Origin of the sequence: Nocardioides sp. (genome assembly GCF_035503875.1) — a bacterium.
GTDB lineage: Bacteria > Actinomycetota > Actinomycetes > Propionibacteriales > Nocardioidaceae > Nocardioides.
This window is the reverse complement of record NZ_DATJTA010000037.1, coordinates 118,262-137,146: the sequence shown is the minus strand read 5'-3', so window position 1 is coordinate 137,146 and position 18,885 is coordinate 118,262. Positions and strand designations below refer to the sequence as shown.

Here is an 18,885-nt window from a genome sequence, read left to right as displayed (position 1 = left end):
AGATTAGGCGACACCGGCTCAGTCGGTCCGGACCAGGTTCCTCGCGTCCACCCGGCCGACCATCGCCGGGAGCCGTCGTACGGCCTGCGCGAGCTCACGCAGCTCGGTGCCGAGCAGTGCCTGCGGCCCGTCGCAGAGCGCGGTCTCGGGGTCCGGGTGCACGTCGACGATGGCGCCGTCGGCACCGACGGCGATGGCCGCCCGCGACAGCGGCACCACGAGGTCCTTGCGGCCCGCGGCGTGCGAGGGGTCGACGATCACCGGCAGGTGGCTGGCCGCCTGGACCACCGGCACCGCGGAGATGTCGAGGGTGTTGCGGGTGGCGGGCTCGAAGGTGCGGATCCCGCGCTCGCACAGCACGACGTCGAGGTTGCCGCGCTGGGCGATGTACTCGGCCGCCATCAGCCACTCCTCGATGGTCGCCGTCATCCCGCGCTTGAGCAGCACCGGCTTGCCCGCGTCGCCGGCCGCCTGGAGCAGCCCGAAGTTGGCCATGTTGCGGGTGCCGATCTGCAGCATGTCGGCGTACTCCGCGACGATCGGGACGTCGCGGGCGTCGACCACCTCGGTCACCACGGGGAGGCCGGTGGCCTCCCGGACGCTCGCGAGGATCTCCAGGCCGGGCACGCCGAGGCCCTGGAAGGCGTACGGCGAGGTCCGCGGCTTGTACGCGCCGCCGCGCAGGATCGTGGCGCCGGCCGACTTCGCCATCAGCGCCGACTCCATCGTCTGCTCGGCCGTCTCGACCGCGCACGGCCCCGCGAGGAAGGTGAAGCTGTCCGGCCCGATCGGCACCCGGTGGCCCGCGCCGCCCACCCAGACCGTGGACCGGTCGGGGTGGTGCTGGCGGCTGACCAGCTTGTAGGGGTCCGAGATGCGGTGCACGTCCGCGACACCCTTCAGGGTGCGCAGGTTGAGGTGGTGGAAGGAGTCGATGTCACCGACCAGGCCGATGATGGTGCGGACGACACCCTTGCTCACGAAGGCCTCGCCTCCGACTCCCTCGACCCGGGCGACGACGTGCGCGACGTCCTCGTCGGTGGCGTCCGGGGACATGACGACGACCATGTGCTGCTTCCCTTCTCTGGCCGGCTGGACCCCGGACAGACGAAACGCCCCGGGCCGGAAGCCGGGGGCGTTGGTGGTGCGGCGCGTCTACGTCACGACGGCCCGCACGGGAGCTCCCGGCAGGTGTCGAAAGAAGTAGGTCGGTGCCACGTGGGAAACCGTAGGCGACGGCACCGACGCCCGCCCCTGGTTTTCAGAGTGCGGACAGGGGGTCAGTACGGCGCGTTCCGCAGCACGTACGTCGGGTGGTCGCCCTCGAACCACTCCTGACTGATGCGGGTGCGACTCACCCGCTCGCTGAACGCCCAGGCGGTCGACCAGACGTTCTGGTCGCGAGCTCCCCAGTCCAGGCCGCGCTCCTGCGGGAGCGCGCCCTTGCGGGGCGGTCGGAAGCCGGCGTCGAAGGTCCGGATCACCCGGCCCCTGCGGGCGACGGTGAGGTAGGTGTCGAGCTCCACCGTCGTCGAGAAGTCCACGGCCACCCCGCGCCGCGAGAGCCGCCGGACGTGCTGCTCGGTGAGAAAGTTGTAGGGCAGGTAGACCACGACTGCGCGTCCGAGCCGCTGCACCTGGACGACGGTCGGCCATTCCAGGTCGTCCGTGGTGTGCCGGTCGAGGTAGGCGAACGCCTGTGCCGGAGTACGGTCGCCGAGGTCCCGCCGGACCGGCCCGAGGGCGCGCAGGACCGCCTTCGGCCGGAGCCCCCGCACCACGGTCAGGCCGTAGGTGTCGCTAGGCGTGTAGTCGTTGAGCCACGAGTACGCCGAGGGCTGTGCGTGCCGATCGCCCCGCCAGTCCGGGGCCGCGGCGCTCGCCGGTGCCGGGGAGCCGAGGAGTCCGGCGGCGGAGACGAGCGACAGCAGGACGACGAGGAGACGGGTACGCACGCGCACATGCTGGCACGGGTCGCGGGGGCGAGCGGTCACTTCACGGAGATGGCTGAGCGCGGCGCGCACTACCGCTGCAATTGCGGCCGTGGGGCAGCTTCTGGTCGCGCCAGCCCGTCCAACGGCCGCAATTGCGGCGCTTGTGCAGCCTGCGGCGGCCCACGGACGCGGCCACGGACGTCCGCTGCTCCATCGATCAGGTTTCGAGAAGCGCCCGACCCGGACCCGTCCCTAGCGTGAACCACATGACGACTCTCACGCTCTCCCTCAGCTCGCTCACGCTCCAGACGCCCGACCCCGCCGGGTCGGAGCGCTTCCTGGCCGACGCGTTCGGCCTCCAGGACCGGATCGGCGTCGCGGTGTCCGACGCGGCCACGACCGGCTTCCGCGGCTTCACCCTCTCCGTCCTCGTCGCCCAGCCGGCCGACGCCGACCTGCTGCTCGACGCCGCGCTCGCTGCCGGCGCGACCTGGCTGAAGCCGGCGTCCAGGTCGCTGTGGGGGTACGGCGGCGTGGTACAGGCCTCCGACGGGGTGATCTGGAAGGTCGCGACCTCGACGAAGAAGGACACCCGGCCCGCGAGCCGCGACATCGAGGACCTGGTGCTGCTGCTCGGCGTCGAGGACGTCGCGGCCAGCAAGCGCTTCTACGTCGAGCACGGGATCGAGGTCGCGCGCAGCTTCGGGCGTAGGTACGTCGAGTTCGACACCCCCGGCAGCCCGGTGAAGCTGGCGCTCTACCGCCGAAGCGCGCTCGCCAAGGACGCGGGAGTGTCCCCCGAGGGGAGCGGGTCGCACCGGATCCTGCTCGGCGGCGGCCGGGTCACCGACCCGGACGGGTTCGCGTGGGCGGACGCGAGCCACTGAGGTCGCTCACACCGCGAGGTGCTGGACCTCGCCCTCGACCTTGCGCCGGGGTGCGGCCTCGACGACCAGCATCGCGGCCAGCACGAGCAGCCCGCCGGTCACCATCCGGCCGGTGACCGACTCGCCGCCCAGCAGGACCGCGAAGAACGCGGCGAAGACCGGCTCCATGCTCATCACGATGGCGCTGCGGGTCGGGGGCAGGTGGGACTGCGCCCAGGTCTGGCCGAGCAGGGCGAGGGCGCCGGCCACCAGGGCCATGTAGACGACAGAGAGCCAGTCGCGGCCGTTGTCGGGCAGGACGACGCCGTCCGGCGCGGTCGCGACCAGCCAGATCGCCGCGATCACCAGCAGCTGCACGATCGAGATCCCGAGCGCCTCGCGCGCGTTGGCCCAGGCGCCGAGCGCGACGATGTGCAGCGCGTACAGCACCGCCGCGACCAGCGTGATCGCCTCGCCGTACCCCACGGAGAGACCGTCCAGGGTCAGCACGCCCAGGCCCAGGGTGGCGAGCGCGACGGCTGCCCAGGCCAGCGGCGTGATCCGGGCCCGCAGCAGCACGGCGGCGAGCAGCGGCGTGCACACGACGTACATGCCGGTGATGAACCCCGACACGCTCGCCGGGGTGTGCGCGAGACCCGCGGTCTGCAGGATCTGCGCGACGCCGTACACCCCGCCGAGGACGACGGCCCGCCGCCGCGACTCCGCGGAGAGCCGCGCCAGCGCCCGCGGCGCGACCGCCGCCATCACCAGGCCCGCGATCGCGAACCGCACCGCCAGGAAGTCCAGCGTCGGCACCCGGTCCAGCAGGTCCTTGATCAGGAAGAACGTGCTGCCCCAGCTCGCCGTCATGGCGAGCAGGACGAGCGTCGCGACCAGCGAGGTGCGACGGGTCGTGCTCACGCGTCCCGGAGCTTCTTCAGCAGCGCGATATCGGGGTTGCCGGGGTCGCGCGAGCCCGGCGTCTCCAGCACGAACGGGACGCCCGCTGTCGCCGGGTGGGCGAGCAGCTCCGCGAACGACTCGACGCCGATGTGCCCCTGCCCGAGCTGCTGGTGGCGGTCCTTGAACGCGCCACGCACGTCCATCGAGTCGTTCGCGTGGACGAGGCGCAGGCGCCCGGGCCCGCCGATCTCGACGATCCGGTCGACGGTCGCCGCGGTGCCGCCCGGCTCGTCGAGCGGCGCGCCGGCGGCGAAGACGTGGCAGGTGTCCAGGCAGATCCCGGCCTTCGGGTGGTCGTCGAGGGCGGCGAGGTACGGCGCCAGGTCCTCGACGCCCGCGCACAGCGACCGGCCCTGCCCGGCGGTCGGCTCGAGCAGCAGCCAGGGGGAGTCGTCGGAGTCGCCCAAGGCGTCGAGCAGCGGCAGCAGTCCCTCGCGGACCTGGCGCATCGCGGCGTCGTACCGCGCCGAGGAGTCGCCGTCGGAGGGGTCCACGAACGAGCCGGTGTGCACGACCACGCCCTCGGCGCCGATCTCGGCGGCCCGCTTCAGGTTGTGGGCGACCGTCGCGACCGACTTCTCGTACGTCGCCGGGGTCGGCGAGCCGAGGTTGACCAGGTACGGCGCGTGCACGAAGACCCGCATCCCGCGCTCGGCGATCGCGGCGCGGAACGCGGCGTCGTCCGCCGGCTTGCCCGCCGACAGCGCCCACCCGCGCGGGTTGCCGACGAAGACCTGGAAGGTCTCGCAGCCGAGCTCCTCGGCCGAGGCGAGCGCGCCCGCGACCAGTCCCTTGCCGACCGTCACGTGGGTGCCGACGGGGTTGCGGAGCGCGGAGGGGGAGGGCAGCACCGGGCGAGGCTATCCGCGGTCGAGCACGGGTCGGAAATCAGATCAGGGACAGGGTGATCGTGCTGCCCTTCGGCACCTTCTCGCCCGCGCCGGGGTCCGTGGAGAAGACGTAGCCGAGGCCGAGGTAGCCCGCGGCCTCCCGGGTCCTCACGACGAAGCCGAGGTCCTCCAACTGCTGGCGCGCGGCCTCGACGCCGGACGCGCGGACGCTCGGGACCTCGACGAGCTCGGGACCCAGGGAGACGGTGAAGGTGACGGTGTCGCCCTTGAACAGGGTGCCCTCGCTGGGGTCCTGGCCGATGACGTCGCCCTTGTCGACGTCGTCGGAGTACTGCTCGTCGCCGACCTTCGCGACCAGGCCGCGCTTCTCCAGGGTCCGCCGGGCGTCGTCGTACGACTTGTCGGTCCAGTCGCCGACCTTGATCGGCCGGCGGCCCTTGCTGACCGAGACGTCGACGTTGGCGCCGCGGGTGAGCACGGTGCCCGGCACCGGAGCGCTGGCGATAACCGTCCCCTCCGGCACCGTCTCGGAGAAGCGCTCCTTGACGGTGCCGAACGACAGGTTGAGCTCGGCGACCTGGGCGCGAGCCTGCTCCTCGCTGAGCCCGGCGAGGTCGGGGAGCGTGTAGCGCTCCTTGCCGAGCGAGACCGTGAGCGTGACGGTGCCCCCGTCGAGGACCTGCGAGCCGGCGCCCGGGTCCGTGGCGATCACGACTCCCGCGGGGACCGACTCGGAGTACGCCGGGTCGCCGACCTCGGCCTCCAGGCCGGCGGCCTCCAGCTTGTCGACCGCGGCGGCCTCGTCGAGGCTGACGACGCCCGGGACGTTCACGTAGCGGCCCGACCCGAACCACCAGGCGCCGGCGCCGACGGCGCCCGCGATCAGCACGGCCACCAGCAGCAGGACCAGGCCGCGGCGGGACCGGCGGGGACGGGCGGGACGCTCGGCGGGCTCGGCCCACTCCGGGGCGGGAGGCACGGTCTCCGGACCGGCGGGTGCGGCGTCGGGTGCGGCCGCGCGCACCTGCGTGGCGTCGCTGACCGAGGGACCCAGGATCCGGCCGAGCTCCTCCGCGTCCCAGATCTCGGGGGCGGTGTCCCCGCTCCGCTCCAGCATCACGGTCGGCTCGGGCCCGGCCACCGTGCGGGGGAGCAGGTCGGCGGTCAGCTCGTCGTCCTCCCGGACGCCCGCGGCCAGGGCCTGGTTGACGCGGTGCACGTGGCGCAGCAGCACTGCCGCGTCGGCGGGCCGCTGACCCCGGTCGCGGGCGGTCGCGCGGGCGACCAGCGCGTCGACGTACGCCGGCAGACCGGGCGCGAGCGCGCTCGGGGGCGGTACGTCGTCGTGGACGTGCTTGTAGGCGACCTGGATCGGCGACTCGCCCTCGTGCGGCTTGCGGCCGGTGAGGAGCTCGTAGAGCAGCACGCCGGCGGCGTACACGTCGGCGCGCGCGTCGGCGCGGCCGTCGACGACCAGTTCGGGGGCGAGGTAGGAGACGGTGCCGATCAGCACGCCGCCGGTGGCCGTGTGCTGGGTGTCGGCGCTGACGGCCTTCGCGAGGCCGAAGTCGGCGACCTTGACCCGGCCGTCGTCCGCGATCAGCACGTTCTCGGGCTTCACGTCGCGGTGCACCAGCCCGGCCCGGTGGGCGGACGCGAGCGCGGAGAGCACCGGCTCGAGCAGCGCGAGCGCCCGAGCCGGGGACATCGGGCTCTCCTTGCCGATGGTGTCGCGCAGGGTGTGGCCGGCGACCAGCTCCATGGCGAGGAAGACGACGCCGTCGTCCTGGCCCTGGTCGTAGACCGCGACGACGTTGGGGTGCGACAGGCGGGCCGCCGCCCGCGCCTCGCGGACGAACCGGGCCGCGAACTCCTCGTCGTCGCCCAGCCCGGGATGCATCACCTTGACCGCGACGGTCCGGTCGAGCCGGAGGTCGGTGGCCTCGTAGACGCTGGCCATGCCACCACGCGCCACCCGGGCGCCGATCCGGTAGCGGCCGTCGAGCAGCCGTCCGGTCAGGGCGTCCGCGGGCGCGCCGGCAGGCGCGCGGGTGTGCCCGTCCGACGCCACAACGACCCTCCTGCGAGACGGATGGGGAAGGATCCGTCGGGCCAATCGTACGGTCGAGAGGCCGCCGTACCGGGTTCGCACGTCCCCGGCGTGGCGTCCGGGTCGCTGCGTGGGACAGTGGGAGCCATGACCGAACGACTCGCTGACGCCGACCTCGCCGCGCTGGTGCCCGACTGGCTGGACTGGGCCGCGACCGCCAAGCAGCTGGGCGTCACCGTCGCCAAGGTGAAGACGATGATCCGCGACCATGAGCTCGCGGCGGCCGTTCCCACCCCCGGCGCCGGCCAGCAGGTCCCCGCCGACTTCATCCAGGACGGCCTCGTCGTCAAGGGCCTGCCGGGCCTGCTGACGATGCTCCACGACGGCCGTTACACCGACCGCGAGATCATCGCGTGGCTGTTCACCGACGACGCCTACCCGGGCCGCCCCATCGACGCGCTGCGGGAGAACCGCGGCAGCGAGGTCAAGCGCCGCGCGCAGGCGATGGCGCTGTAGCGGAGACGCGCCTGGCGGGATAGTCCGTCACACCAGCGGGGTTCCGCCCTCGGCTGGACCCCCTGGTGTGACGGACTACCCCGCCGAGATCAGGTCACACCACCCGCTGGGTCGCCGCGGAGGCGAGCCCCTCGAGCACCCGGGTCGCCTCGGTGTCGAAGTCCCCGCGACGCAGTGCGGTCACGGCCTTCTCGGCCAGCTGCTCGATGACCGCCTCCACCTGCGCCTGGGCGCCGGAGTCGGCGATGATCCGGCGCAGCCCGGCGACCTCGTCCGCCTCCAGCGGGCTGCCGAGGGAGTGGTCGAGCAGCTCCGCATCCGCGGGCGGGGCCGCGTCCAGAGCGAGGGCGACCAGCACCGTGCGCTTGCCCTCGACGAGGTCGTCGCCCGCGGGCTTGCCCGTCGTGGCGGGGTCGCCGAAGACGCCGAGAAGGTCGTCGCGCAGCTGGAACGCCTCGCCCAGCGGCAGCCCGAACGCCGACAGGGTCGCCAGGGTCTCCGGACCGGCGCCGGCCAGGGCGGCACCGACGTGGATCGGCCGCTCGATGGAGTACTTGGCGGACTTGTAGCGCAGCACGGTCATCGCCGTGTCGACGTCCGCCTCGCCGCGCGCCTGCACCGAGACGTCCAGGAACTGTCCCGCGACCACCTCGGAGCGGCACAGGTCGAACACCTCGAGCGCCGGCGCCACCTGCGCCAGCGGGAGGCCGCAGCGGCGCAGCAGCTCGTCGGACCAGGACAGCAGCAGGTCACCGAGCAGGATCGCGGCGGCGGCGCCGTACTGGGCCGGGTCGCCGCGCCAGCGCGAGCGGCGGTGCGCGGTCGCGAAGCCGCGGTGGGTCGCGGGGCGGCCGCGGCGGGTGTCGGAGGCGTCCATCAGGTCGTCGTGGACCAGTGCGCTCGCGTGCAGCAGCTCGAGGGCCGCGCAGGCCCGCAGCAACGCCCTCTCGTCGGACGGCGCGGCGATCGCCCGGTGGCCCCACCAGCAGAAGGCGGCCCGGAAGCGCTTGCCTCCGGCAATGACCTCGCGGACCTCGGCCAGCAGCCGGGCCGCGTCGTCGCCGAGCGGTGCGAGCCGGGCGGCCTGCTCGTCGACGAACTCGTCGAGCACCCCCTGGACCTGGTCGCGGAAACCGGCGTCGTCCCACCCGCTCACAGTCACCCGGCGAGCCTAGACGGGCGCCCGGAGGCCGGACGATTCGGTCCCCGACCGGCCGCCGTACCTAGACTTCGCGCCATGACCTCCGAGCGCGGACGCAGCATGGCCGACCTGATCGCCCAGGGCGACCGGTCCTTCTCGTTCGAGTTCTTCCCCCCGAAGGACGAGGCGGGCGAGGAGCAGCTCTGGCGGGCGATCAACGACCTGGAGCCCTACCGGCCCACGTTCGTCTCGGTGACGTACGGCGCCGGCGGCGCCACGCGCGACACCACGGTCCGCGTCACCAGCCGGATCGCCCACGAGACCTCGATGCTCCCGGTCGCCCACCTGACCTGCGTCGGCCACACCGAGCAGGAGATCGAGGGCATCCTCGACACGTACGCCGCCGCCGGGGTCAACCACGTGATGGCGCTGCGCGGCGACCCGAGCGACGGCCCGCGCGCGCCCTGGACGCCCACCGAGGGCGGGCTGACGTACGCCACCGAGCTGGTCGACCTCGTACGCCGCCGCGGGGACTTCCGGATCGGCGTGGCCGCCTTCCCGGAGGGCCACCCGACCGCCGAGTCGCTCGACCACGACGCCGACGTGCTGGTCGCCAAGGCCCGGGCGGGGGCGGAGTTCGCCGTCACCCAGATGTTCTTCCGGGCGGCCGACTACTTCGCCCTGGTCGAGCGGGTCCGCGCCCGCGGCGTCGACCTGCCGATCCTGCCCGGCATCATGCCGATCCTGAACCTCAACGCGATCCGCCGCCAGGGCGAGCTGATCGGCGCCGACGTCCCGTCCGAGGTCGTCGACCGGATCTCGGCGTACGACGGCGACCCCGTCGCGCTGCGGGCCGAGGGCATCAAGGTGGCCGCCGAGCTGTGCGAGGACCTGCTCGCGGGTGGCGCGCCCGGCCTGCACTTCTACACGCTGAACCGTTCGAAGGCGACGCTGGAGATCTTCGCGGCGCTCAACGTCGGCGTCTGAGCGAGGCTCAGGCCGGGCCGACCGCCTGCGCGACCAGCGCGGCGGAGAGGCCCACGAACGGCAGTCCGCTGCCGGGGGTCGCCGACGCGCCCGCGGCGTACACGCCCTCGACCGGGGTCCGCGGTCCCAGCCGCTGCCGCACGGTGGAGCGGCCCTGCCAGAGCACGCCGAGCGGGGAGCCGCCCCAGTGCTCGACGAGGTCCCGCGGGGATCGGTCGACCCGGGTGACGAGGCCGTGCCGCAGGTCGATCCGGTGCCGGGCCAGCGCCCGCAGGATGTCCTCGGCGAGCCGGCCGCGGCCGTGGACCGTGAGCGCGGTGGCGCCGTCGGGTGCGGTCCCGCCGGTTCGCACCACGAGCATGGGGTCGCCGTGCAGCACCAGCTCCGGCGGCAGGTCGGCGAGGGCCGGCAGGTCGCCCTCGACGCCGACGTGGCAGACCACGGGCGGGATCGCGGGCGTGGTGCGCGCGACGTACGGCGCGAGCGCTGGCAGGCGGCGCGGGTCGACGGCACAGACGACGACGTCGGCGTCGAGCTCGCCGGCATCGGTCGCGACGGCCACTGCCCGACCCTCGCGCAGCACCAGGTCGAGAGCGGTGGTCGACGTCAGGACCTCGACCTTCCGGGTGGCGAGCCGTGCACGGAGCGCTCCGGCCAGCTCCGACATCCCACCGGGCACGGTCCAGGCGCCGAAGCGCTGCTCGACGTACGCCTGCAGGCCCGCCCAGGCCGGGACGTTGCGCAGCTCGTGCCCGTCCGCCACGAACGGATGGCCGGCGACCAACCGCAGCCGCTCGTCCCGGAACGTCCGGCGCAGCCGCTTGTGCAGGGTCTCGCGGCTGTCCAGGCGGGCGGCGACCTCGCGGGGGAGCGCCCCCGGCGTCCACGGCTCCTCGAGGTAGCCGCGGCGCAGCACCTCCCAGTCGTCCGTGTACGACGCCACGTGGTCGACCCAGCGCTGACCCAGCCCCGGCTCCAGCTCGTCGAAGGCCGCGAGCTGGGCGCCGCGCGTGCCCGCCGGGACGCGCACGCGGGTGTCGTCCTCGAAGCGGTGCTCGCGCACCACCTCGAGCTGCTCCAGCTCCAACTCGCGCTCCAGCGGCCGGCCGGACTTGCGGAACAGGTCGCGCAGCACCGCCGGCAGCAGCGTGTACGTCGGTCCCGCGTCCCAGCCGAAACCGTCGGCCTCGACCCGTTCCAGTGCGCCGCCCAGCTCGGGCAGGCGCTCGACGAGGGTGACCTGGTGGCCCAGCTTCGCGAGCCGTGCCGCGGACGCCAGTCCGCCGTACCCGCCGCCGACGACCACCACGCGTGCCATGGCGGTGACCCTAGGGGACCGGCCCTCGAGCCGGGTCCCGGGTGCTACTCGACCTCGATCTCCTCCGCGCCGGTCAGCGCGAGGAGCTCCTCGACCGTGGTCGAGAACACCGCGGCGGGGTGGCCCGCCGCCGCCCAGACGACCTCGTGCCGGCGCAGCCAGGGATCGAGGTACGTCGGCACCGGTGCGGGGTGGCCGATGGGGGAGACCCCGCCGATGACCTGGCCGGTGTGCTCGCGGACGAACTCCGGCTTGGCCCGGCGCAGGGCGTCCACGCCGATCGCGGCGGCGACCTTCGCGGTGTCCACCCGGTGCGCCCCGGAGGTCAGGATCAGCACCGGTCGCCCGCCCGCGTCGAAGAGCAGGCTGTTGGCGATCGCGCCCACCTCGCAGCCGAGCGCCTCGGCGGCCAGTGCGGCCGTGTGGACCGAGTCCGGCAGAATGACGACCTCGCCGGTGCCTCCGCGGCGTGCGTGCTCGTCTCGGAAGTGCGCGATCGTGGGGTGCTCCGGCGTCATGCTGCGACCCTAGCCAGCCCCCGGCGCGTGCCGGGACCGGTTTCGCAGACGTCGTACTCCCCGTGGCACCCCCTCCGGAAAGGACCCACATGGCCGGGCACCAGCCGACCACCGTCACCCGCGCGACCCAGGCCCTGGGTGCGTTGCTGGCACTCGGCGCGGTCGCCGCCGTGCTCTCGGTCGTCCTCGAGGACGCGCTGATCCGCTCGTGGGCCGAGCACAACCGCTCGGTGCGCAAGACCTTCGAGGCCGGGGGACTGGATGCCGTCAAGGAGAGCTCCGTGCACATCCCGGCCTTCGGTCCGGTCGCCGTGGTGCTCTTCATCGTGGTCGCCGGACTCGCGCTGGTGCTGCTGGCGTTCCTGCGTGCCCGGCACGGCTGGGCGCGGATCTGCCTGGTGATCCTGGTCGGTTGCACCGCGCTCGGCACGATCGCCGGGCTGCGGACGGAGCCGCCGACGGTCTACCTCGTCTTCGCGGTGGTCTCGCTGCTCATCGAGGCCGCGATCGTCTACTACCTCTACCACCCCGACACGTCCGCGTTCCTGCGCGACGCCGAGTCGACGCGGAGTGCCGTCGAGTGAGGTCTTGACGCCCTGTCGGTGCCGCGGTGTACCTTTGCGGTGTTCGAACAGATGTTCGAACGGTCCGGCGGGAGCGACCTCGACCCCCGTTCCCGTCGGACCTTCGGGGGTCGGTGGCGCGAGGAGACCTGCATGTACGACGGACCGACCCTTCCCAACCCGTACGCCCTGCCGGCGACGACGCACTCCTACCTCGCCCGCGCCGCGGAGTCGCTGAGCGAGGCGGTGGCGGCGGCCGACGTCCCGACCCGCTACGCCTGCGCCCACGTGGCGGCGCTGCGAGCGGCGGCGGCCCTGCTGGCCGCCCGCGCCCGGCCGGAGCCGGCGCGCCGCCGGCCGCAGAAGAACGCCTGGGTGCTGCTGACCGAGGTCGCCCCCGAGCTCAGCGAGTGGGCCGCCTTCTTCGCCGCGGGCGCCGCCAAGCGGGCCGCCGCCGAGGCGGGCTCCTCGCGGGCGGTCAGCGCCCGCGAGGCCGACGACCTGGTGCGTGACGCCGACCGGTTCCTGGGTGTCGTCGAGCGCACCCTCGGCCTGGTGCCGCACGTCGGCTCCGGCGCGCTCGTCACCCGGGCCGGCTGACACCGCCCGATCCGCATGGCCCCCCGAAGCCCCCTAGGCTGGGCCGCATGCCAGCCACCGAGCGTCCGAGCGAGCGGCCCGTCGACCGACCCAGCGAACGGCGGGGTGCCGCCCGCACCGCCGTGGTCTGGGAGTCGCTGCGTCCGGTCCTGGCTCGCTCCGACTCCGGCCTCGACGTCCTCGACATCGGCGGCGGCACCGGCGGCTTCGCGGTCCGGATCGCCGAGTCCGGCCACCGCGTGGTCGTCGTGGATCCGAGCCCGGACGCCCTGGCGGCCCTGGCTCGCCGGGCTCGCGAGCAGGGCGTCGAGGTCGTCGGCCAGCAGGGCGACCTCTCGTCCCTGCTCGACGTCACCGGTCCGGCGGCTGCCGACCTCGTGCTGTGCCACGGCGTCCTGGAGGTCGTCGACGACCCCGCGGCCGCCCTGGCCGCCCTGCGCGACGTGCTGCGTCCGGGCGGGACGCTCAGCCTCCTGGTCGCGCAGCGGCACGCCGCCGTGGTGGCCCGGGCGATGGCCGGGCACTTCCAGCAGGCGCTCGCCATGCTCGACGACCCGACGCCCACCGGTCGGTCGGGCCGGCGGTTCACCCAGGTCGAGCTGGTCGAGCTGCTCGCGGCCGCCGGCTTCGGCACGCCCCAGGTGCACGGCGTCCGGGTCTTCGCCGACCTCGTGCCCGGCTCGCTGCTCGACCTGGAGCCCGGCGCCACCTCGGCGCTCGTCGCCCTCGAGCACGCGGTGGCCGAGCGCCCCGAGTACCTCCCGCTCGCCACGCAGCTGCACCTCGTCGCGACCCGCTGATCCTCGCCGGGACCGGCCGTGACGGCCGGGTCGCCCGTGTCGACGCCGATCCTGCACGTCGACATGGACGCGTTCTACGCCTCGGTCGCGACCCGGGACCGGCCCGACCTGCGGGACGTCCCGGTGATCGTCGGCGGCGGGCACCGCGGCGTCGTGCTGTCCGCGTCGTACCAGGCGCGGGCCTTCGGGGTCCGCTCCGGCATGCCCGGCGCCCAGGCCCGCCGGCTGTGCCCGCAGGCGGTGAGGCTGACGCCGGACTTCCAGGCCTTCTCGACGGTCTCGCGAGCGGTGATGGAGACCTTCCGCAGGGTGACGCCGCAGGTCGAGGTCGTCTCCCTGGACGAGGCGTTCCTCGACGTCCGCGGCTCCGTACGCCGGCTCGGGCCGCCGGTGGAGATCGCCGAGCAGCTGCGCTCGCGGATCCACGACGAGCAGGGCATCACGTGCTCGGTCGGGATCGCCGCCTCGCTGTCCGTCGCCAAGCTCGCCAGCCGCCGCGCCAAGCCGGACGGCGTACTCACCATCGAGCCGGAGGCGGTCGCCGACTATCTCCACCCCCTCGACGTCGGTGAGCTGTACGGCGTCGGCGCGAGCACCCGTGCCGCGCTCCAGCGGATCGGCCTGCGGACGGTGGGCGACGTGGCCCGGATGCCGCTCGCGGCACTCCAGCACCACCTGGGTCCCAGCTCCGGTGCCCACCTGATGGCACTCGCGTGGGGCCAGGACCGGCGCGAGGTCGTGGCCCGCAACGCCGCCGGCTTCGGGCTGGGGGAGCCCGACCGGTCGATGGGGGCACAGGAGACGTTCGGACGGGACTCCGCCGACCGGGGGTTCGTGCGGCGCCAGCTGCTGCGCCTCTCCGCGCGCGTGTGCCGCCGGATGCGTGCCGCGGGCAAGGTCGGGCCGACCGTGGCCATCACCGTCCGCTACGCCGACTTCCGCACCCTCAACCGCTCCCGCACGCTGCCGGAGCCGACCGACGTGACCCAGGAGGTCTACGGCACGGCCGTCTCGCTGTACGACGCCCTCGGTGACCATCGCGAGCGCCTCCGCCTGGTCGGCGTACGCGTCGAGGGTCTGGTCCCACGTACGGGCGTCCACCACCAGCACCTGCTGGGCGAACGCGCCCACGGCTGGGCCGATGCCGACCGCGCGGTCGACCGCGCCGTCGAGCGTTTCGGGAGCGCCGTCGTGGGGCCCGCGAGCCTGCTGAAACACGACCGGAGGAGCCGCGGACCGGCGATCCGGTGAGACGGAACGGACCGATCAGTAGCAAAATCACGAACACGGCTACCGTTGTCTCCTCGGGCCTGCCTAGACTTGGCCTCAGGCCAGGCATGGGGAGCCTGGACGGCCAGTTCGACCCCCCTTGGAGGTACCGGTGCCACTCTCGGAAGAGGAGTTGCGGCTGCTCGAGCAGATGGAGCGCGCCCTCGTCGAGGAGGATCCCAAGTTCGCCTCCACGTTGCGCGGTACGTCGCTACGTCGAACTGCTCGTCGCCGGGCCATCGCCGCGGGCGTGGTCTTCGTGCTGGGCATGGCAGTGCTGCTGTCGGGCGCCATGACCAACCTGATCGCCGTCGGCATCGTCGGCTTCGTGATCATGCTGGGCTCTGCCGTCATCGGACTGAACGCGATCCGGGGTCAGCAGGCGGCCGCTGCCGCCGACGCGGCCCGCACCGCCGGCCACCCGTCGCGCGGGTTCACGGTGATCGAGGGCGGTCGCCGAGGCCGCACCGGTCGTGCCAAGTCCCCCCGTTCCTCCGCCCCCTTCATGTCCCGCATGGAGGAGCGCTGGCGCCGCCGCCGCGACATCGAGGGCGGCTTCTAGCTCACCCGCCCAGTCGGCAGTAGTTGCTCGCCGAGCCGGCAGTAGTTGCTCGCCGAGTCGGCAGAAGTCACTCGCCGAGTCGGCGCGCTCGCTCTGCCCACTCCTCGGGCAGTTGCTGCTCCACACCCGAAGCTGGGCTCTGTCGCGCGCCGCCTTCGCCCGCCCGGTCACCCGTTCCGCAGCCCGCTCGGGCCGCCGCTCACCGAGCCCCGCCGAGCGTCTGCCGACTCGGCGCGCAAGTTCTGCCGACTCGGCGGGCAAGTTCTGCCGACTCGGCGGGCAAGTTCTGCCGGCTCGGCGGTCAGCGGACGCGGTCGACGACCCCGCCGTGGACCGACTCGGCGGGGCGGGTGGCGTCGGTGCGTCGGGACGCCGACGGGTCGGTGCGGAACAGCGAGCGGGGCCACCACTCGGCGCGGCGTACGGCGCGGGGCGTGGCGCCGGCGCGCAGACCCGCGATGGTGTCCTCGAGGTCGGCGCGCAGCGGGGAGGCGTCAGCGGCGCCGTCGCGGGAGTAGCGCGCCTGCTCGAGGGCCACGACGATCCGGTCCAGGGAGCGGACCGGTCCGGGGGCCAGGTGCCGGCCGTGGGCAGGCCGTTCGACGGGCGGGCCGTCGGTCGGGGTGGCGAGGTACTCGACCAGGTGCTCGCGGGTCTCGCGCGGCGAGCGCTGCGCCGGCCACGGCACCCCGAGGTCGAGCGCGGTGTCGCGCAGCTCGGCCCACACGGTCTCCGGATCGCCGTCGAGTCGGCGCTCGCGCCGCGCGCGCCGCACCGTGCGGGGTACGACGAGCGCGCCCGCGAGCAGGAGCACTCCGCCGAGCGCGCCGCCGACGGTCAGCCACGGGAAGCCGTCGTCGCCGCCGCCCCCGGCGCCCGCCTCCGGGTCGGCCGTCTCGGTGGGCTCCGCGCTGGCCGACGAACCGCGCGTCGGGCGGTCGTCGCCGGCCGAGGCGGTCGCCGAGGGGAGGTTGTCGGGGCCGTCGTCCGACAGGTCGATCCGCGTGTACGACGGCACGCCGCTGGCCCGGTCCGCGGGCGTCGGCTCGAAGGCGACCCAGCCGGAGCCGGGGATGAAGATCTCGGGCCACGCGTGCAGGTCGAAGGAGCTGTACTCGTAGGTCGACCCGTCGAGCCGCTGCGGCGCCAGGAACCCGACCGCCACCCGGGCGGGGATGCCGACCTCGCGGGCCATCACCGCCATGGCCGAGGCGAACTGCTCGCAGTAGCCGACCTTGTCGGTCAGGAAGGCGTCGAGGTCGTCGGAGCCGTTGCCGAGCTCGACCTCGAGGGAGTAGGTGAACCCACCGCCGTCGCGGAACCAGTTCTGCAGCGCGACGGCCTTCTCGAAGGGGGACGAGGCGGTGGCGGTGACCTCGGCGGCGAGGTCGCGCGCGAGCTTCGACAGGTCGTCGGGCACCTCGATGAAGCTGCTGCCGACCGCGGTGGGCACCGAGGGCGCGACGGCCATCTTCTCGGGGTCCAGGTCGAGGTCGACCGCCGTCATCGAGTAGTCGAGTCCGGCGGTGTCGAGGCCCTTCCGGCCGGCGAGGAAGTCCATGGTCGAGTCGTCGTAGCGCCAGTCGCCCTCGGCGCTGATCGCGCTGACCGGCGCCTGCGTCGGGAGCCAGGTGGAGCGGAAGGCCGATCCGACCGAGACCTCGTAGTCGTACTCCCGGCGCGGCACCGTGTCGGAGACGCCGTCGAGGTCGGGCATCGCCCCGTCGGCCACCTGGTCGGTGGGGATGGCCCGGTCGCCGGAGGTCCACTCCTCGTCGCTGAACCGGTTGAGCACCGAGATCCGCAGGTACGACGGGGTCGGGTCGTCGGTCGTGACCCGGAGGAGGGGGATGTCGGTCTCGCGCTTGAGGTCGCGGCGCAGGTCCGTCATCGGGTTCTCGAGGGTGATCTCGTCGTCGCCGCCGGATCCGGGTCCGAAGTCGAACACGTGCAGGTCGAGGGTCGGGATGGCGAGCGGGACCGTGATGGCGAGCGCGGTCGCCACCCCGCCGATCGCCCCGGCGCTGGCGCGTGCGGTCCCGGTGCGCACGGTGAAGGTGCTGGGGTCGGTGAGCGTCGGGTCGGAGCCGAGCGGTCGGCCCCAGCGGGCGATCTGCTCGTTCTCGTGCAGGAAGAGCAGGGCCAGGAACCCGACCGCCGAGAGGGCGAAGATCCACCAGGCCAGGCCGCCGTCGAGCATCGAGACCGGCACGGTGTAGACGGCGAGGAGGGGGAGCCCGGCGAGCGGCACCCGCCGGAGGGTGCAGGCGAGCAGGTCGACGAGGAGCAGGCAGGCCAGGCCGCCGCTGATCAGGAGCGGGTCGACCGGGGGCACCCCGCCCGGCACCGGGGGCGCGTAGCGGTTCGCGCTGTTGCCGGCGGCGGCGAAGACGTCGACGAGCTCGGCGTACGCCGGTCCGACCGGCAGTGGTGACCCGGTAAGGATCCAGCACGCCGTCGCGGCGGAGAGCACCAGCTGCAGGGCGAACACGGCGGCGCCGGGGAGCCGGCGCCAGCGCGCGACCGCGCCGGTGACGGCGACGACGGTGGCGAGCAGCAGCAGCGGCCGGAGGAAGTCGGCGGGGTCGGCGGTGAAGCCCCGCCACGAGAGCATCGAGACCCAGGTCGTCGCCGCGGCGACGACGGAGGTCAGCAGGGCACCGGTGAGCCGGGTCGTCGCGCGTCTCATCGCGAGGCCGTCCGGGCCGGGGCGCGGGTGCTGCGCCGGGCGAGCTCCTGCCACGCCGTCTCCAGGCGGTCGCGGGGGCCGAGGGGAACCGCCCGCCAGCCCTGCTGCGCCAGGATCGGCGTGGCTCCGCCATCGGTGGAGCCGCTGGAGCCCCAGGCGTCGACGTCGAGCGCGACGGCGACGGCCGAGCCGGTGTGGTGGTGCATCCGGCGCAGCACGGGCATGTCGGCGGCCTCGATGCTGCCGAGTACGGCGACGGTGAGCCCGCCGTGGGACTGCTCGGTCAGCCAGCCGGAATCGAGCTGGGGGGCGTGGACGGCCTGGACGACGGCGAGCGCCTCCAGCAGGGCGGCGGCGTTGAGGTCCGCGTCGCGGAGATGCCAGGTGGCGCCGCGCTCCTCACCGGCGGCGGTGACCAGCCGGACGGTGAACCCGCGCTGGCTCAGATGCAGGGCGATCGAGGCGGCGGCGGAGACCGCCGCCTCGAACGACGACGCGATGCCCTGGCCGCGGTGCGCCCGCAGCCGGTTGTCGAGGAAGAGGGTCGCCCGCGACTGCCACGGCTGCTCCTCGCGGCGCACCATCAGCTCGCCCATCCGCGCCGAGCTGCGCCAGTGCACGCGGCGCAGGTCGTCGCCGCGGCGGTACTCGCGGACGGTCACGTCCTCCGCCGAGCCGGTGGCGAAGGCGCGCGGACGGTTGTCGCCCGAGCCGGTCCAGGCCCCGCCGAGGGGGATGCCGGGCAGCGGCACCGTCCGCGGCGTCACGGTCAGCGGGACCGTCGTGCGGAAGGCCCGCCCGAGCTCCACGAACCCGAACGGGTCGGCGACGCGCACCGTCATCGGGCCGATCTCGAACCGGCCGCGGACGTCGGAGCGGACCTGGTAGGTGACGTGCCGGCGCCAGCCGTGGCCGATGCCCTCCAGCACGAAGCGCGGCCGGGTGCCGAGGACGTACGGGACGTGGTCCTCCAGCAGCAGGACCCCGCTCGGGCTGCGTCCCTCGTTGGTGAGGGTGAGGTTGACCCGGGCGGGCTGTCCGGCGGTGACCAGCTGCGGGCTGACGGTCCGCACCAGCGCCAGCTTGTAGCGGCTGCGGCCGATGACGAACGCGGTGACGAGAGGCAGGGTCAGCACCAGGATGCCGACCCGGGTCAGCGCGGGCTGGCCGAGGAGCACCGCGCACACGACCGCCGTGAGCCCCGCGGCCAGGAAGGCCCGCCCGCGGACGGTGAGACCGGCGAGTGCCTCGCGCACGA

Annotated in this window: 18 protein-coding genes; 8 read left to right on the top strand and 10 right to left on the bottom strand. The window is 74.1% G+C overall.

The window, feature by feature from the left end:
- Positions 1–18: 18 nt before the first annotated feature.
- Entirely contained in the window at positions 19–1,056 is a 1,038-nt protein-coding gene (aroF, locus tag VMF51_RS09015) for a 3-deoxy-7-phosphoheptulonate synthase (protein WP_325474083.1), read from the bottom strand.
- Between the two features lie 224 nt (positions 1,057–1,280).
- The gene (locus VMF51_RS09010; RefSeq protein ID WP_325474082.1) at positions 1,281–1,955 is read right to left on the bottom strand and encodes a DUF6461 domain-containing protein; all 675 of its coding nucleotides are present in this window, start codon (positions 1,953–1,955) and stop codon (positions 1,281–1,283) included.
- 245 nt (positions 1,956–2,200) lie between these two features.
- Between VMF51_RS09010 and VMF51_RS09005 the strand changes: the two genes are divergently transcribed.
- Positions 2,201–2,821, top strand: a complete 621-nt coding sequence (locus tag VMF51_RS09005; RefSeq protein WP_325474081.1) for a glyoxalase — start codon at positions 2,201–2,203, stop codon at positions 2,819–2,821.
- Between the two features lie 6 nt (positions 2,822–2,827).
- Here the strand turns inward: VMF51_RS09005 and VMF51_RS09000 are convergent, their stop codons facing one another.
- The 3 genes from VMF51_RS09000 to pknB are packed head-to-tail and all read right to left on the bottom strand — an operon-like array spanning position 2,828 to position 6,685.
- Complete coding sequence (locus VMF51_RS09000) at positions 2,828–3,721, bottom strand: DMT family transporter (RefSeq protein ID WP_325474080.1); 894 nt, start codon at positions 3,719–3,721, stop codon at positions 2,828–2,830.
- The gene (locus VMF51_RS08995) at positions 3,718–4,614 is read right to left on the bottom strand and encodes a deoxyribonuclease IV (RefSeq protein WP_325474079.1); all 897 of its coding nucleotides are present in this window, start codon (positions 4,612–4,614) and stop codon (positions 3,718–3,720) included. Before VMF51_RS08995 ends, VMF51_RS09000 begins: the two co-directional genes overlap by 4 nt.
- A 37-nt stretch (positions 4,615–4,651) precedes the next feature.
- Complete coding sequence (pknB, locus tag VMF51_RS08990; RefSeq protein WP_325474078.1) at positions 4,652–6,685, bottom strand: Stk1 family PASTA domain-containing Ser/Thr kinase; 2,034 nt, start codon at positions 6,683–6,685, stop codon at positions 4,652–4,654.
- A 126-nt stretch (positions 6,686–6,811) separates the two neighbouring features.
- Here pknB and VMF51_RS08985 point away from each other — a divergent pair, with 126 nt between their 5' ends.
- Positions 6,812–7,180, top strand: coding sequence for an Rv2175c family DNA-binding protein (locus VMF51_RS08985; RefSeq protein ID WP_325474077.1), 369 nt, complete (start codon positions 6,812–6,814; stop codon positions 7,178–7,180).
- Positions 7,181–7,274: 94 nt separating this feature from the next.
- On the opposite strand, the gene VMF51_RS08980 is transcribed toward VMF51_RS08985, so the two are convergent.
- Complete coding sequence (locus VMF51_RS08980) at positions 7,275–8,342, bottom strand: polyprenyl synthetase family protein (protein ID WP_325474076.1); 1,068 nt, start codon at positions 8,340–8,342, stop codon at positions 7,275–7,277.
- Between the two features lie 75 nt (positions 8,343–8,417).
- On the opposite strand from VMF51_RS08980, the gene metF reads away from it, so the two are divergent.
- The gene (metF, locus tag VMF51_RS08975; protein ID WP_325474075.1) at positions 8,418–9,308 is read left to right on the top strand and encodes a methylenetetrahydrofolate reductase [NAD(P)H]; all 891 of its coding nucleotides are present in this window, start codon (positions 8,418–8,420) and stop codon (positions 9,306–9,308) included.
- A 7-nt stretch (positions 9,309–9,315) separates the two neighbouring features.
- Here metF and VMF51_RS08970 read toward each other — a convergent pair whose 3' ends face one another.
- The gene (locus tag VMF51_RS08970) at positions 9,316–10,626 is read right to left on the bottom strand and encodes an NAD(P)/FAD-dependent oxidoreductase (protein ID WP_325474074.1); all 1,311 of its coding nucleotides are present in this window, start codon (positions 10,624–10,626) and stop codon (positions 9,316–9,318) included.
- A 44-nt stretch (positions 10,627–10,670) separates the two neighbouring features.
- Entirely contained in the window at positions 10,671–11,144 is a 474-nt protein-coding gene (locus tag VMF51_RS08965; protein WP_325474073.1) for a YbaK/EbsC family protein, read from the bottom strand.
- Positions 11,145–11,233: 89 nt separating this feature from the next.
- Here VMF51_RS08965 and VMF51_RS08960 point away from each other — a divergent pair, with 89 nt between their 5' ends.
- The 5 genes from VMF51_RS08960 to VMF51_RS08940 all read left to right on the top strand — a co-directional run bounded on the left by VMF51_RS08960 (position 11,234) and on the right by VMF51_RS08940 (position 14,938).
- Positions 11,234–11,728, top strand: a complete 495-nt coding sequence (locus tag VMF51_RS08960; protein WP_325474072.1) for a hypothetical protein — start codon at positions 11,234–11,236, stop codon at positions 11,726–11,728.
- A 132-nt stretch (positions 11,729–11,860) separates the two neighbouring features.
- A complete protein-coding gene (locus VMF51_RS08955; RefSeq protein ID WP_325474071.1) occupies positions 11,861–12,307 on the top strand; it encodes an SAV_6107 family HEPN domain-containing protein in 447 nt (148 codons plus the stop codon).
- A 47-nt stretch (positions 12,308–12,354) separates the two neighbouring features.
- Positions 12,355–13,107, top strand: a complete 753-nt coding sequence (locus VMF51_RS08950; protein WP_325474070.1) for a methyltransferase — start codon at positions 12,355–12,357, stop codon at positions 13,105–13,107.
- Positions 13,108–13,143: 36 nt separating this feature from the next.
- On the top strand, positions 13,144–14,358 hold the full coding sequence (gene dinB / locus VMF51_RS08945; RefSeq protein ID WP_325474069.1) for a DNA polymerase IV: 1,215 nt from the start codon (positions 13,144–13,146) through the stop codon (positions 14,356–14,358).
- A gap of 130 nt (positions 14,359–14,488) precedes the next feature.
- Entirely contained in the window at positions 14,489–14,938 is a 450-nt protein-coding gene (locus tag VMF51_RS08940; RefSeq protein WP_325474068.1) for a DUF3040 domain-containing protein, read from the top strand.
- A 301-nt stretch (positions 14,939–15,239) separates the two neighbouring features.
- Here the strand turns inward: VMF51_RS08940 and VMF51_RS08935 are convergent, their stop codons facing one another.
- Complete coding sequence (locus tag VMF51_RS08935; RefSeq protein ID WP_325474067.1) at positions 15,240–17,627, bottom strand: DUF3488 and transglutaminase-like domain-containing protein; 2,388 nt, start codon at positions 17,625–17,627, stop codon at positions 15,240–15,242.
- Positions 17,624–18,883: a DUF58 domain-containing protein gene (locus tag VMF51_RS08930; RefSeq protein ID WP_325474066.1), complete on the bottom strand. Its 1,260-nt coding sequence runs from the start codon at positions 18,881–18,883 to the stop codon at positions 17,624–17,626. Before VMF51_RS08930 ends, VMF51_RS08935 begins: the two co-directional genes overlap by 4 nt.
- Positions 18,884–18,885 lie beyond the last annotated feature (2 nt).

What these genes read in the sequence shown, in the direction of transcription:
- VMF51_RS08955 (WP_325474071.1), top strand. Translation starts at nt 11,861, where the DNA reads ATGTACGACGGACCGACCCTTCCCAACCCGTACGCCCTGCCGGCGACG.
- VMF51_RS08935 (WP_325474067.1), bottom strand. Translation starts at nt 17,627, where the DNA reads ATGAGACGCGCGACGACCCGGCTCACCGGTGCCCTGCTGACCTCCGTC.
- VMF51_RS08985 (WP_325474077.1), top strand. Translation starts at nt 6,812, where the DNA reads ATGACCGAACGACTCGCTGACGCCGACCTCGCCGCGCTGGTGCCCGAC.
- VMF51_RS08965 (WP_325474073.1), bottom strand. Translation starts at nt 11,144, where the DNA reads ATGACGCCGGAGCACCCCACGATCGCGCACTTCCGAGACGAGCACGCA.
- VMF51_RS08950 (WP_325474070.1), top strand. Translation starts at nt 12,355, where the DNA reads ATGCCAGCCACCGAGCGTCCGAGCGAGCGGCCCGTCGACCGACCCAGC.
- aroF (WP_325474083.1), bottom strand. Translation starts at nt 1,056, where the DNA reads ATGTCCCCGGACGCCACCGACGAGGACGTCGCGCACGTCGTCGCCCGG.
- metF (WP_325474075.1), top strand. Translation starts at nt 8,418, where the DNA reads ATGACCTCCGAGCGCGGACGCAGCATGGCCGACCTGATCGCCCAGGGC.
- VMF51_RS08970 (WP_325474074.1), bottom strand. Translation starts at nt 10,626, where the DNA reads ATGGCACGCGTGGTGGTCGTCGGCGGCGGGTACGGCGGACTGGCGTCC.
- VMF51_RS09005 (WP_325474081.1), top strand. Translation starts at nt 2,201, where the DNA reads ATGACGACTCTCACGCTCTCCCTCAGCTCGCTCACGCTCCAGACGCCC.
- VMF51_RS08960 (WP_325474072.1), top strand. Translation starts at nt 11,234, where the DNA reads ATGGCCGGGCACCAGCCGACCACCGTCACCCGCGCGACCCAGGCCCTG.